Below are 13494 nucleotides of genomic sequence, written 5' to 3'. Positions count from 1 at the left end.
TCAGGTGGTTGCACCACCAGCCACCACCTGACCAGCACCTTGCAGCACTGACCGACGGCGGCCCCTCCTCACTGGACGGGCCGCCGTCGTGATTTAAGCGCGGTTTCCCCGCTTTGTTTAGGCGGGCCGCCCCTACGTACGGAAGAATTGGCACATGACCGAGGAAAGCAACGCCCAATGGCACGACGAACCCACCGACTACGGCCAGATCGGCAAACTGCCTCGGTTTGAAGCGGCCAGCGCCAACGACGACAAGAGTTCCAACGTCTCCAGCAACCTGAGCATCACCGCTGCCTCGGCCGATCCCGAACTCCTGGACCTGCCGTGGCACATTGCGCTGGAGGACTGGCCGGCTGAGTACCTCGCCGCCCTCCCCCGCGGCATCTCACGGCACATCGTGCGTTTCGCCCACCTGGGCGGCTCCGTGATCGCCATCAAGGAAACGTCCGAACACGTGGCCCGTCACGAGTACCACATGCTCCGCAAGCTGGCGCGCCTGGACGTACCCTGCGTTGAGCCCGTGGCCGTCATCACCGGCCGCACCACGCCGGACGGCAGGCCGCTGAATCCGGTGCTGGTCACCCGCCACCTTAAGTTCTCCATGCCCTACCGGGCGCTCTTCTCCCAGATGCTGCGCAAGGACACCCTCACACGCCTGATCGACGCCCAGGCGCTGCTGATGGTGCGGTTGCACCTCATCGGCTTCTACTGGGGCGACGTCTCTCTGTCCAACACCCTCTTCCGCCGCGACGCCGGCGCCTTCGCCGCCTACCTGGTGGATGCCGAGACCGGCGAGCTGTATCCGGACCTGTCCACCGGCCAGCGCGAGTACGATCTCGAGATCGCCCGGGTCAACATCGCAGGTGAGCTGATGGATCTGCTGGACGGCGGCCTGATCGAGGAAAAGGTGGACCCGGTGGCCACCAGCGAACTCATCATGGACAGCTACCGGCGGCTGTGGACCGAGCTGACGGAGAAGGAATCCTTCGAGATCGGCGAACGCTGGCGCGTGGCCGCCCGGATCCGGAAACTCAACGAACTGGGATTCGACGTTGAGGAATACGCGATCAAGACCACCCAGAACGGCTCCACCATCCAGCTCCAGCCCAAGGTGGTGGACGCGGGCCACCACCAGCGCCGGCTGCTGCGGCTCACGGGCCTGGACGCCCAAGAGAACCAGGCCCGGCGCCTGCTCAACGACATGGACTCGTTCCGTGCGGACAACAACCCCGCCATGGACGAGGAATACAGCGCCCACCTGTGGGTCAGCCAGATCTTCGAGCCCATCGTCCGGTCGATTCCGCGCGACCTTTCCGGCAAGCTCGAACCGGCGGAAGCTGTCCACGAAGTCCTGGAACACCGCTGGTACATGTCCGAGAAGCAGGAGCGCCACATTCCACTGGCCGAGGCCGTGCAGTCCTACATCGACTCCATCCTCCGGCACCGCCGCGATGAGGCAGCAATCATGCTCAACCCGGACACGGAACTGCTCAAGATCCTCGAAGTCGAAACGGAGCAGTCCCGGTACGGCGAGGAAGACATCGACGAGTACCCTGACTCCGACGACTAGCTAGATCGCTTTCCCGGGGTTCAGGATGCCGGCCGGATCAAAGAGGTGTTTGATCCGGCGCTGCAGCTCGCGGACGGGCTCAGGCTGTTCCAGGCCCAGCCACCGCAGTTTGTACTGCCCGATCCCGTGCTCGCCCGTGATGGTGCCGCCCATCGCCAGGGCCACCGTGATGGACCTGTCCAGGGCTTCGCCCAGGCGCTGCATCGCGTCGGCGTCCACCTCGTTGTCCACGCGGTCAACCCAGAAGGTGGGGTGCAGGTTGCCGTCGCCGGCGTGGGCCACGACCTTGAGCTGCACGCTGTTGGCCACAGCCATGGCTTCAAGTTCGCCGATGTAGTCCACCAGCCGCGAGCGCGGCACGGCCACATCCTCCCCCACCCGGTATGCGTCGTCAACTTCAACGCCGCGGCTGTTGCGCCGCAGGTCCACCAGCCGCTCGGCTTCGGCGGTGTCCTCGGTGGTCACCGTGGCTCCGCCGGCGGCCAGGACCTCGCGGACCACCTCAGCCTCCGCGGCCGCCCCGAACCCGTCCGTCTGGATCAGCAGGAGCGACGCTCCCCGGGAGCTGAGGTCCGAGCCGTGGATTGCGTCGAGCTGATCCAGCGAACCGCCGTCGAGCAGTTCCATGATGGCGGGCTGCACGCGGGCCTTCCCCACGGCAAGGACGCCCGCCGCGGCGCTGCGGAAGTCCGGGTAGAACGCGGCGATGGTATGGACCTCGCGGGGCAGGTACTTCAGCCGCACTGTTGCCCCCACCACGATTCCGAGTGTTCCCTCCGATCCAACGAACAGCCCGGTCAGGTCGTAGCCTGCAACCCCTTTGAACGTCTGGTGTCCGGTGTGGATCAGGGAACCGTCCGCCAGAACAACGTCGAGGGCCAGGACCGAATCGCGGGTGACTCCGTATTTTGCGCAGCGCAGGCCGCCGGCGTTGGTTGCAACATTGCCGCCGATGGTGGACATCCGGAAGCTCGCGGGGTCCGGCGCGTACATCAGTCCGTGGACGGCCGCGGCGTCGTTGAGGTCGGCATTGACGACCCCGGGTTCGACGACGGCGGTCTCGTCATCCGGATTCAGGTCCAGGATGCGGTTCATGCGTTCAAGGCTCAGCACGATGCACCCCTGGCTGGCGTGGGCGCCGCCGGAAACCCCGGTGCCGGCCCCGCGGGCAACAATGGGAGCACTGTGCTTGGCGCAGGCACGGACCACGGCCTGGACGTCCGCTACGGTTTCGGCCCTAACCACCGCCAGCGGCAGCTGGTAGTCGAGCACCGGGGCCTGGTCCACGGCGTAGGCCGCCAGGGTCATCTCGTCCACGGCCAGTTTGCCGGGCTCCAGGATGGTTTTGAGCTCGTCAACAATGGTGCTCATGCGGCCTCCAGGTCCGTCGAATCCGGCCTCCAGTCTAAACGGCAGGATCTTGCGTCCCGGCAGCTGTGCCCCGAGTAGCTGCGGAGTCCGGTGTCCGGGTACCTGGAAGCACCCAGACCGCGGCCGCTGCTCCGCCTGCGCTGATCCTGATGCCGTCCCGGCCAGCCGCCGCCGTTCGGACATCGCCTGTGCAGAATGTCGAATCATTGGCGAGGGCGGCGGACTGGGCCGGAGACAGTGCACCGGCGGCGAGGTCGGTCCGGGCGGATGCGCGTGCCACAAACACCAGGACCGCGCTCTCTGCTGTCTCGCGGATATAGGAGAGTGCGTCGCCGTCGGCGTGCAGCCACCGGATTCCGCCCTCGGTGAGCGCCGGCTGCTGCCGCCGCAGGGCTGCCAGGGCCGAATAGCTGGCACGAAGGTCCGATTCGATCCCTGCGGGGTCGTTCCACGGCATCGGCGTCCTGGAGTCTTCGCCGTTGTACCCCTTGAGGCCGAACTCGTCTCCGGCGAAGACCACCGGAACACCGGGCATCGTGAACATCATGACGGCCCCGAGCAACTGCCCGCCGTCGATCATCACCGTGGCTGCACGGGCGGTGTCGTGGCTGTTCAAGGCATTCATGTTCTGGAGCCGAAGGTCCCAGCTGAAAGCCGACGCCAGGTCCAGGTGGGTGGCGAGGAAATCCTCGGCTCCCATCCGGTTGGGGCCGGCCAGGGGGGTGCCGAAAAAATTGACGTGTGCGGCGTCCCCTGCCAGCCAGGACCACAGGGGGCGGGTGAAGTTGGCGTAGGTCATGGCACCGTGCCAGTGTTCGCCGGTGAAGTCCGGCGCGGCATCGTTGGTGGATTCTGCCAGCATAGCGGCGTCCGGGTTGATGTCCCTGACGCGGTCGGCAATCAGGCAGGCCACCTCGCGGTTGAGGTCCGTGGCACCCAGCCGGCCGGTCATGTTGCCGACGTCGATCCGCCAGCCGTCCAGGTTGAAAGGCGGCCGGAGCCAGCGTGCCACCGGGGACTCATCGTCCAGGACGAATTTGTCCTTGAGGTCCTCGGAAGACCAGTCGAGTTTGGGCAGCGAGGCCACGCCGTACCAGGCCTCATACTCCGTGTGCTCCGCGTTGAAGTAGTAGTAGCCGGCTTCGGCGGATGCCGGGTCGGCCAGCGCCTGCCGGAACCACTCGTGGGCGTCTCCCGAATGGTTGGCGGTGAGGTCGCCCATCACTTTGATCCCGCGCGCATGGGCCGCTTCCACCAGCTTCGCAAGGGCTTCATCCCCGCCCAGGAGCGGATCCACCTCGTTGAAAGTGGAGGCGTCGTAGCGGTGGTTGGAGCGTGCCGGGAAGAAGGGCGTCAGGTAGATGACGTCCGCGCCGAGTTGCTGGATATGGTCCAGCTTTTCAGCAACCCCGGTGAGGTCGCCGCCGTAGAACTGGAACGGCGTTGCCGGCCCGGTTCCATCCACGGGTGTGCGGTCCCAAACGGACGGGATGGCCCAGTCAGGCACGGGACGCGAATCGGCGTCAGCGGAGCGCGCGAAGCGGTCCGGAAACACCTGGTACATCGTTCCCCGGCGCAGCCACTGCGGTCCGGCCGGGAACGTGGTCAGCCGGAAGTCAGCGTAGTCGGAGACATCGCGGCGGAACAGCCCCTGGGCGTTGAGGCTCCAGTACCCCGGCGTGCTGCCCGCCTGTCCGCCACCGTGGGTCCCGCCGTGGTGCGTCCCGCCGTCGCGCTCGCTTTCCGCGACTTCCAGCAGGAAACGGTAGCGGGCCACCGGGTTGGCTACGGTCATGTCCGCTTCCCACCAAATCCAGCCGTCAAGCTCCCCCAGGCTGCGCGCGGCATCGTACCGGGGTTCACCGTCCTGGACCGACCGCACCCAGACCCGGGCGGCACGCCCCCACGCCACGGGTATCCGCACTCGGAGCCGGGCAGTACCGCCAGGGCCGGTTCGTCGCGGCACGTGCAGCGGCGAACCATCGTGGTGCGGGTGAGGGCAGCGCGCGAGGATTGCCGGCATGCTCAGCCCTTCACCGAGCCCTGGGTGAGGCCACTGACGATGTAGCGCTGAAGGAACAGGAACAGCGCCATTACGGGGACGGCTGCGAGCACGGCGCCGGCGGCGAAAACCCCCCAGTTCTCCGAACGCTGCTGGGCGACGAAGGAGTAGAGTCCGACGGCGAGGGTCTGGCTGTCCGGATCGGTCAGCACCACGCTGGCGATCACGAACTCGCTGGAGATGCCGATGAAGGCCAGCAGCCCCACGACGGCGAGGATCGGTGTCACCAGGCGCAGGATGATGCCGAAGAAGATCTGCACGTGGCTGGCGCCGTCGATCTTGGCCGCCTCGTCCAGGGACTGCGGCACGGTATTGAAGAAGCCGTACATGAGGTAGGTGTTCACTCCCAGGGCACCGCCAAGGTACACCATGATCAGGCCGAGCTGGCTGCCCAGTCCCAGGGCCGGAATGACCTCGGAGATCCCGCTGAGCAGCAGGAAGATGGCCACCACAGCGAGCAGTTGCGGGAACATCTGGAGCAGGAGAAGGCTCAGCAGCCCGATCCGGCGCCCTTTGAACCGCATGCGGGAAAATGCGTAGGCGGCCATGGCGCCCAGGAACACCGTGGCGGCGGAGGTCACCACGCCCACCACCATGGTGTTGACGAACCAGCGGCCGAAGGGCCGTGAAGGGTTGTTGAACAGGGCGGTGAAGTTGCCGAGGTCCAGCTTGCTGAAGAGTGCATTCGAGCCCACAAGCGTGCCCGCGGAGTTGAACGCCGCGGACAGCACATAGAGGAGCGGGAAGATCGCGAAGACGGTCACGGCGATTCCCACGAGGTGCCGCCACCCCTTGTCCTTGAACCAGGCACCGAACGTGCGCCGCCGGTGCAGCTGCTTCAGATGCTCGACGTCGGTGGTTCCGGCCGCTGTTCCGGTGCCTGTGGTGGCAGAACCCGTGGCGGGTGAACCTGTGGCGGGTGCCGCCGTCGTACCGGTGCGTTCCGTTGACCCGTTCATGAGTTCACGTCCTCGAGTGCTTTGGTCTGCTTGAAGCTGATGGCCGAAACGGTGGCCACGATGATGAAAATGATGATGGCCAGGGCGCTGGCCAGGCCATAGTCGCGGCCGGTCCCCTGCCCGAACGCGACCTTGTACACCAGTGTGATCAGAATGTCCGTGGCTCCGATGTCACGGTCGGTGTCCGCGAAGCGCGGTCCGCCGCCGGTAAGCATGTAGATCACATTGAAGTTGTTGAAATTGAAGGCGAAGGAGGAGATCAGCAGCGGGGCAATCGAGACAAGCAGCAGGGGAAGCTTGATGGACCGGAAGACCCGCCACGGGCCGGCGCCGTCCATCCGGGCAGCCTCGTCGAGCTCCGTCGGCAACGACTGCAGCGCGCCGGTGCAGACCAGGAACATGTACGGGAACCCGAGCCACAGGTTGACCACCAGCACGCTGATCTTGGCCAGGACCGGGTCCGTGAGCCAGCCGATGGTGGCCCCGCCCAGCAGGGTCTGGTTGAGCCAGCCGAACTGCGGGTTGAGGATGCCGGACCAGACCAGTCCCGACAGGAACGCCGGGAAGGCGTAGGGCAGGATCATCAGGATCCGGTAGACCTTCTTGCCACGCAGGTCCTCGCGGTTGAACGTGATGGCCAGGAACAGGCCAAGCGCGAAGGTCAGCGCAACAGAGGCGACCGCGAAGGTGAAGGTCCAGAGGATGACACCCAGCAGCGGACCGCGCAGGCTGGGATCGGTAAAGGCGCGGGCAAAGTTCTCCATGCCGACGTCGATCTTCCAGCCTGTGGTGAGGGTCTGTCCGTTGTTGTCCGCGAAGGCGCCCTTCCCGTTGTCCCGGTAGACGGCCCCGGTGTCGGTGTCGGTGAACGTGTCGGCCGCCGCGTCATAGCTCAGCGCCGGCTTGAACTCGTAGGCGCTGCTGCCGTCCGCCGTGCGCAGGGTACCGTCCGCCGGGTCGTCCGAGACGGGGACTGTGATAGCCAGGATCGACTGCTGGTTTGCCACGATTTCCTGGAAGTTCAGCGTCCGGTAGCCGTCAAGGGAGTTGGCCTTACCGGTGGAGTCGGTGCCGGCATCGGGCACGTCCTTCAGGGGCGTACCGGTGCTGCCGATGGAAGCCTTGCCGTCGGGATCGGTGAACAACAGGTAGAAGCCGTTGTCCTTGGTGAGGACCGCGGCCTTGTAGGCAGGTGAGTCCGGGACGCGCTTCTGCGCGGTGAGCTGGATGGCCGCGATTGCGTCGTCCTTGGTGCTGTTGTGCCCGTCGCCGTAGTTGGTGAAGGCGATGTAGCCGCTGAAGAGCACCACGAAGACCTGGAACACGAGCAGGAACAGCACGCCGGGCGCCAGGTATTTTGCGGGCAGTCCCCCCTTACGGAGGTAGATCCAGTTAATAGCCAGTACGACGGCGGACGAGACCGCGAAGGCACCCCAGGACTGGCTCAGGAAGAGCATCATCAGGACATAGACTGCCAGGGCGTCCACGAGGCCCAGGAGCACAATCTTCGCCACGGTCCCCCTGATGGAATCCTGGCGGGAGCCGCGGTGTGGCAACCTTGGACGGCGTCCAGAGGTGGGGCCGCCCGGTGATGGCGAGGTACCCGGCGTCGGCTCGGCTCCCGATGTAGGTCCGGCTCCCGACGACGGGGGCGGCGGGGAATCCTGGAAAAGATCTGTTTTGGGCATGGCTGTCTATGGTCCTTGGGAGAAGCGGGGCCGTGGAAATACAGGGAGCTGCGGCAACGGGCCGGGCAGCGGTGAAGCTGCCCGGCCCGTGCCGGCCGGAGTGAACCGGCGTGGTTAGCCGGCGGGCGGCGTCAGTCGGCCGGAGTGAACTGGCGGGCGGCGTCAGCCAGCGATCTTCGCCTTGATGCTGGCAGCCATCTTGGCCCACTCGGCAGCCGGATCGCCCTGGCCCTTGATCAGCGCGAGTTCGGTGGCTCCCCAGTCGGCCCAGACCGCGCTCATTTCAGGAATAGCGGGCATGGGCACGCCGGTGGCACCGATCTTGCCGAATGCCTCCACCACGGGGTCGCTGGCTGCCTTCTCGAAGGAGGCCTTCAGCGCCGGCGGGCGGCCGCCGGCCTTGTACATGGAATCCTGCGCCGCTTCGGAGGTGAGGTAGTTGGTGACGAATTCATTGGTGGCAAGGGCGTTAGCGCTCTTGGCGCTGATGAAGAAGCCGTTGACGCCGATAAACGGCTGGGCGGGCTTGTCGCCGGCGGTCGGCAGGGCGTCCACGGCAAACTTGATGCCCTTCTTCTGGACATCCGGAACGTTCCACGGGCCCGTCAGGAAGTAGGGGGATTCGCCGGCCAGGAACTTCTCCTTGGCGATGTCTCCGGTGATGTTGGAGTTGATGATCTTTTCACCGGCATCGCCCCAGGCCACGAGCTTCTTGGCGAACTCGACGCCGGGGGCGTCACCGATGAGGAGCTGTTTGGGATCGTAGCCGCCGTCGGCAGCCTGGCCGAAGACCTGCGAACCCATGGAGGCCTGCAGCGGGTAGAGGTGGTAGGGGTCGCCCTGCTTGGGATCCATGCCCACCAGGAACGGGAATTTGGCCTTGCCGTCCGCCACTGACTTTTTGCCGTTGGCCACCACTTCATCCAGCGTTGCCGCGCTCTCGGCCACCAGATCAGTGTTGCGCAGCAGCGCGATGTTTTCGATGGCGTACGGGACACCATAGACGGAGCCGTTGAAGGTCATTGCCTTGATGGATGAATCCTGGAAGGCCGACGACTTGTCGCCGAGTTCGATCGGAGCAATGACGCCGTTCTGGACGAACTTGCCGACCCAGTCATGCGGTCCGACGATCAGGTCCGGGCCCTTGCCCGTGGGGACCTGGGTGATGAAGTCATCGCGGACGGCGGCGAAGTCCTTGACGACGAGTTTGACCTCGATGCCGGTATCGGCCTGGAACTTGGCGGTGATGTCCTTCAGCGCCGGTGACCGTTCCGCGTCGACCCACATGGTGATGGTGCCTGCACCGGCAGACTTCAGATCCGGCTTGGCGGTGGCGGTGGCCGGTGCGGTGGCCGATGCGCCGCCGCAGGCGCTGAGCGCCAGGGCTGCCGCAACGGAAAGCGCGCCCGCCGTGAAGACGCGGCGGCTGGTCCCGCTCGTGAGGGTGTTCTGCACCTTCATTGGTGTCCCTTTCATAAAAATCCTGCATCCACGCGTCGGCCCCTTGGGCCCTGTGGCATCGTCGGTGATGTGGCTCACAGCTGCAAGCGCTTCCAAAGTACACGGAATGATCCATGATGAAAAGTCACCCTACTTGCCAGTAGCCCGGCGCGCAACGCGGGGCACTGAGGTTGCCCTGAGGGACGATTGCTGACAGTAGCCTGTAACGCGGGGCTAATCAGGGGGTCGCTTCGCGGGCAATGAGTCCTACGTCACAATTGGAAGCGTTTTCAATTTCACGAAGTTCCGTTCTACGATTACCGGCATGTCCGTTGACTCAATGCTCAAAGCCCCCGCCGTCGCGGCCGGGCCGCTGACCCTGGTCCACACTGCTGATGAAGCTTCCGGCTGGTGGCGGTCCGCCGTCATCTACCAGGTCTATCCCCGGTCCTTTCGGGACCTGGACGGAGACGGCATCGGCGATCTTGCCGGTATCACGGCAGAGCTGCCGCAGTTGGCACAACTCGATGTGGATGCCGTCTGGCTGTCTCCGTTCTACCGTTCTCCCCAGAAGGATGCCGGCTACGACGTCAGCGATTACTGCGACGTCGATCCGCTGTTCGGCACCCTGGCCGACTTCGACGCCATGATGGTGGAGGCAACCCGACTGAAGCTGCGGGTGATCGTGGACCTTGTTCCCAATCACTGCTCTGACCAGCACGCCGCTTTCCAGGCCGCCCTCGCCGCCACTGCCGGCAGTCCGGAGCGTGACATGTTCATCTTCCGGGACGGCCTGGGAACCTATGGTGAAGAGCCTCCCAACAATTGGCAGTCACACTTTGGCGGACCCGCCTGGACACGCATCACGGAGCCTGACGGCCGGCCCGGCCAGTGGTACCTCCACCTCTTCGACGCCTCCCAGCCAGACTTCAACTGGGACAACCAGGCGGTCCACGAAGAATTCGAGCGGGTGCTGCGCTTCTGGCTGGACCGTGGCGTCTCCGGATTCCGCGTGGATGTGGCCCATGCCCTGGTGAAGGCTCCCGGGCTGCCGGCATGGGGCGGCAGGGCAGACGGTAACAGCTGCGACGGCTACCCCGGCCATGATGCACCGATGTTCGGCCAGCCGGCCCTGCATGACATCTACCGGGCCTGGCGCCGGATTCTGGCCGAATACGGTCCGGACCGCATCCTCTGTGCCGAAGCGAATGTGGACCCGCTGCCCCGTTTGGCCGACTGGGTCCGCCCGGACGAAATGCACCAGGCGTTCAATTTCCCGTATCTCCATGCGGGCCTGGACGTGCACCGCCTGCGCGGCGTCATCACGGACTCCCTGGTGGCGCTGGACGCCGTCGGCGCGCCAAGCACGTGGGTACTGTCCAACCACGACGTCGTCCGCCACGCCACCCGCTTTGGCTACGACGGCCCGGCACCGCGCGACGGCGACGGCATCGGGACCTTTGACCGGCAGCCCGATATTGCGCTGGGCAGGACCCGGGCCGCCGCGGCCTCCATGTTCATGCTGGGCCTTCCCGGCGGGGCGTATCTGTACCAGGGTGAAGAACTGGGCCTTCCGGACGGTATCGACATCCCGGACAGCCAACGCCAGGACCCCACGTTTGCGCGCACCGGCGGAGAACGGCTGGGCCGCGACGGCTGCCGGGTTCCCCTTCCCTGGCGCGCCGCCGAACTGCACGCCGGATTCGGGTCCGGACAGGCTCCCTGGCTGCCGCAGCCGGAGAGCTTCACCGAACTGGCGCGTGACGCGCAGGCTGAACAGCCGACGTCGCATTTGAACCTCTACCGCCGGATGTTGGCGATGCGGAGGGAACTGGACCTGGGCCGGGGCTCGCTGGCATGGCTGGAAAGCTGGTGCAGCGATACGTCCCTCGCCTACCTCAACGGCACCACCCTTGTGGTCATGAATACGGGGCGTGAACCGCTGGAACTCCCGACAGGCCGGGTGCTGCTGCGCAGCTCCCCGGAGTCCGCTGAGACGAACTCGGGCGGTCATCAGCTAGGCTCGGGTGAGACGGTCTGGTTGAACCTGGAGATTGGGTGATCCGGCAGTCGTAGGAATTCGCGGTTGAGAACACGGAGAATTGAATATGCCCGGCATCAAGGACGTAGCTGAGCGCGCGGGCCTGTCCATCGCTACTGTGTCAAGGGCTCTCAGCGGCAAAGGCAATGTGTCCGCCCGCAGCCGCGAACGTGCGCAGGCGGCAGCAGCAGAGCTCGGTTTCGTCTTGTCGTACCACGCCTCCAGCCTGGCCTCGGGACGGAACCACAATGTGGGTGTGGTTGTCCCTTCCGTCCACCGCTGGTTTTTCTCCTCGGTGGTGGAAGGGGTTTCCGCCACATTGCTCGATGCCGGGTACGACCTGACCCTGTATAACGTGAGCGAAGGGCCCGACCGCAGGCACAGCGTATTGAATGACTTCCTGTTGCGGAAACGCGTGGATGCGGTCATCGCGGTGTCACTTGAACTCAGTGAAGCCGAAATACAGCAGCTACTCGCCATCCACCGCCCGATCGTGGGAATCGGCGGCCCATTGCCCGGCGCCTCCACGATCAGGATTAACGACCCGGGCATCGCCGAAGCAGCAACCAGCCACCTCATCAGACTGGGACACACCCGAATCGCCCACATGACCGGCGATGCCTCCTACCAACAGGATTTCCGGCTCCCCGGAACGCGTCAGGGCGGCTTCGAGAAAGCCATGGCGGCTGCAGGTGTTGCGGTCCGACCGGAATGGCAGGTCTCCGCCGACTTCACCATCCAGGGCGCTTATGCGAGTGCCAGGCAATTGCTCGGCGGAACGTCCGAACGCCCCACGGCTGTGTTCGCGGCTTCAGACGAGATGGCCATCGGAACCATTCTGGCTGCACGGGATTTCGGCCTGCGGATCCCCTATGACCTTTCCGTCATCGGCATCGACGGCCATGAACTTGGCGAAGTGTTCGGGCTCACCACCTTCGACCAGGATGCCCGCGGGCAGGGCGCCCTGGCGGTTCGACTCCTGCTGGCGGGACTTGAGGGCGCGGGCGACGGCGGCGCAACCGATACGGAATTCCCCACCCAGTTCGTGGTCAGGTCCAGCACCTCCGTGCCACCGGCAGAAGCCGTGCAGCGCTAACTTCTTTACCTGCCTGGCTAGGTGGACGGTTCGTTCGGCGACAGCTCCCGCTCCATGATGAACTCTTTCTTGCCGGGATCGAGCGCGTAGGCTGCCCGGCGCCCCGTGTCACGGAAGCCGTGGCGCGTGTAGAAAGCCAAAGCCCGGGCATTGTCTTCGTGGACACCCAGCTGCAGCAGACCGGAATCCAGCTCACCTGTTGCGGCCTCGACCGATCTGCCCAGCAGCTCGTCAGCCAGGCCTGTTCCCCGATACGGACCAGCCACATAAACGCTGATGAGCATGGCTTGGCGTGGCCGGGCGGGCTCCTGGGGGTGCTTCACCACTACACGCATCAGGCCACAAAAAGCGTCGGCCTTTGAACTGTCCTCAGCAACGAACGTCACACTGCCAGGAGCGGTCATCGCAGCGGCGCGGCTCCGCCATTGGCCCTCAGTCTGAGCCCGGGCAGACGCCAGGGACTCAACGTAGGCCGTTGGGGTATCGGCGAGCATCTCAAGCCTCACGGCGCGCAAGGCCGCCCACTCCCCCTCAGCCATGCGCCGGACCCTAGCCAACGGCACCACCCATGAATCGGACAAAGCGGGCAAGCACGCCCGGCCAGCCAGCATCGTATTCCGCCCGGGTTGCGGCAGGATTTTCGGCGCCCTCCCAGCCGTCGTGAACGAGGCGGAGCTCGGTTCCGCCGTCCACTGCCCTAAAAGCCACGCGGAGCTCGGTGGACCACAGCGCCGTAGTCCCGGGGTGCCAGCTGGCGTGGAACGACAGCGGGGGCTGCCAGTCATCGATCGTTCCCCACACCGCGGTCCGGCCATCGTCGGCGGTTTCCAGGACCAGGTTCTCCTCGAACTCCACATATGAGCCGGCACCGAATACGCTGTGGTCCTCGAGCGGCCACCAAAGGTGAGTGTGTTCTGTGAATCCGATGAACGCCTTGGAGACCGGCCCGGGCACCACCACAGTGTGCACTACAGCGTCAAGGCCATCAACGGGATCGGGTGCTTCGTCCGCAGGGGCCGCGTGGCTGAAGAGGTTATCCATGCTCACCAACTTTACCCGGACGCGAGGACGCCTCGACCGGCTGCCGGCGCTCTCGTTGGGGCCGGGTGTGGTGGCCGGCCCGGGTGCTGCCGGCCCGTGTGGCGGGTCCTGGTGCATGGCGGGTGTGGTGTGGTGGTTAAAGTGGGAGAGCCCCAACCGTGTGGTTGGGGCTCTCGACCTGAATGGTGTTCCGGCGGTGACCTACTCTCCCACACCCTCCCGGGTG

General features: G+C 65.5%; 11 protein-coding genes. 4 read left to right on the top strand and 7 right to left on the bottom strand.

Going from position 1 to position 13494, the window contains the following annotated elements:
* Positions 1–154: 154 nt before the first annotated feature.
* The gene (locus tag ACFVWT_RS12710) at positions 155–1570 is read left to right on the top strand and encodes a DUF4032 domain-containing protein (RefSeq protein ID WP_390248234.1); all 1416 of its coding nucleotides are present in this window, start codon (positions 155–157) and stop codon (positions 1568–1570) included.
* On the opposite strand, the gene ACFVWT_RS12705 is transcribed toward ACFVWT_RS12710, so the two are convergent.
* The 5 genes from ACFVWT_RS12705 to ACFVWT_RS12685 all read right to left on the bottom strand — a co-directional run bounded on the left by ACFVWT_RS12705 (position 1571) and on the right by ACFVWT_RS12685 (position 9111).
* Positions 1571–2941, bottom strand: a complete 1371-nt coding sequence (locus ACFVWT_RS12705) for an FAD-binding oxidoreductase (protein WP_390248232.1) — start codon at positions 2939–2941, stop codon at positions 1571–1573.
* A 34-nt stretch (positions 2942–2975) separates the two neighbouring features.
* The gene (locus ACFVWT_RS12700; protein ID WP_390248230.1) at positions 2976–4964 is read right to left on the bottom strand and encodes a glycoside hydrolase family 13 protein; all 1989 of its coding nucleotides are present in this window, start codon (positions 4962–4964) and stop codon (positions 2976–2978) included.
* A gap of 2 nt (positions 4965–4966) precedes the next feature.
* Positions 4967–5962, bottom strand: a complete 996-nt coding sequence (locus tag ACFVWT_RS12695; RefSeq protein WP_390248228.1) for a sugar ABC transporter permease — start codon at positions 5960–5962, stop codon at positions 4967–4969.
* Complete coding sequence (locus ACFVWT_RS12690; protein WP_390248226.1) at positions 5959–7650, bottom strand: ABC transporter permease subunit; 1692 nt, start codon at positions 7648–7650, stop codon at positions 5959–5961. The genes ACFVWT_RS12695 and ACFVWT_RS12690 overlap by 4 nt, the downstream gene beginning before the upstream one ends.
* Positions 7651–7812: 162 nt before the next feature.
* Positions 7813–9111 (bottom strand): extracellular solute-binding protein, encoded by a 1299-nt coding sequence (locus ACFVWT_RS12685; protein ID WP_390248224.1) that lies wholly within the window; start codon positions 9109–9111, stop codon positions 7813–7815.
* A 304-nt stretch (positions 9112–9415) separates the two neighbouring features.
* On the opposite strand from ACFVWT_RS12685, the gene ACFVWT_RS12680 reads away from it, so the two are divergent.
* The gene (locus ACFVWT_RS12680; RefSeq protein WP_390248222.1) at positions 9416–11152 is read left to right on the top strand and encodes a glycoside hydrolase family 13 protein; all 1737 of its coding nucleotides are present in this window, start codon (positions 9416–9418) and stop codon (positions 11150–11152) included.
* A 46-nt stretch (positions 11153–11198) separates the two neighbouring features.
* Complete coding sequence (locus ACFVWT_RS12675; RefSeq protein ID WP_390248220.1) at positions 11199–12227, top strand: LacI family DNA-binding transcriptional regulator; 1029 nt, start codon at positions 11199–11201, stop codon at positions 12225–12227.
* Positions 12228–12244: 17 nt separating this feature from the next.
* Here the strand turns inward: ACFVWT_RS12675 and ACFVWT_RS12670 are convergent, their stop codons facing one another.
* Together ACFVWT_RS12670 and ACFVWT_RS12665 are read right to left on the bottom strand one after the other, a co-directional pair.
* A complete protein-coding gene (locus tag ACFVWT_RS12670) occupies positions 12245–12766 on the bottom strand; it encodes a GNAT family N-acetyltransferase (RefSeq protein ID WP_390248218.1) in 522 nt (173 codons plus the stop codon).
* 10 nt (positions 12767–12776) lie between these two features.
* Positions 12777–13268 (bottom strand): SRPBCC domain-containing protein, encoded by a 492-nt coding sequence (locus ACFVWT_RS12665; protein WP_390248216.1) that lies wholly within the window; start codon positions 13266–13268, stop codon positions 12777–12779.
* On the opposite strand from ACFVWT_RS12665, the gene ACFVWT_RS12660 reads away from it, so the two are divergent.
* Positions 13267–13494, top strand: a 228-nt coding sequence (locus ACFVWT_RS12660; RefSeq protein WP_390248214.1) for a hypothetical protein, incomplete at its 3' end; no start/stop codon positions are given. The two genes, ACFVWT_RS12665 and ACFVWT_RS12660, sit on opposite strands and share 2 nt — an antisense overlap.

Origin of the sequence: Arthrobacter sp. NPDC058288 (assembly GCF_042880995.1) — a bacterium.
Classification (GTDB): domain Bacteria; phylum Actinomycetota; class Actinomycetes; order Actinomycetales; family Micrococcaceae; genus Arthrobacter.
The sequence above is the reverse complement of the archived record's forward strand: the minus strand, read 5'-3'. Positions and strand labels throughout refer to the sequence as shown.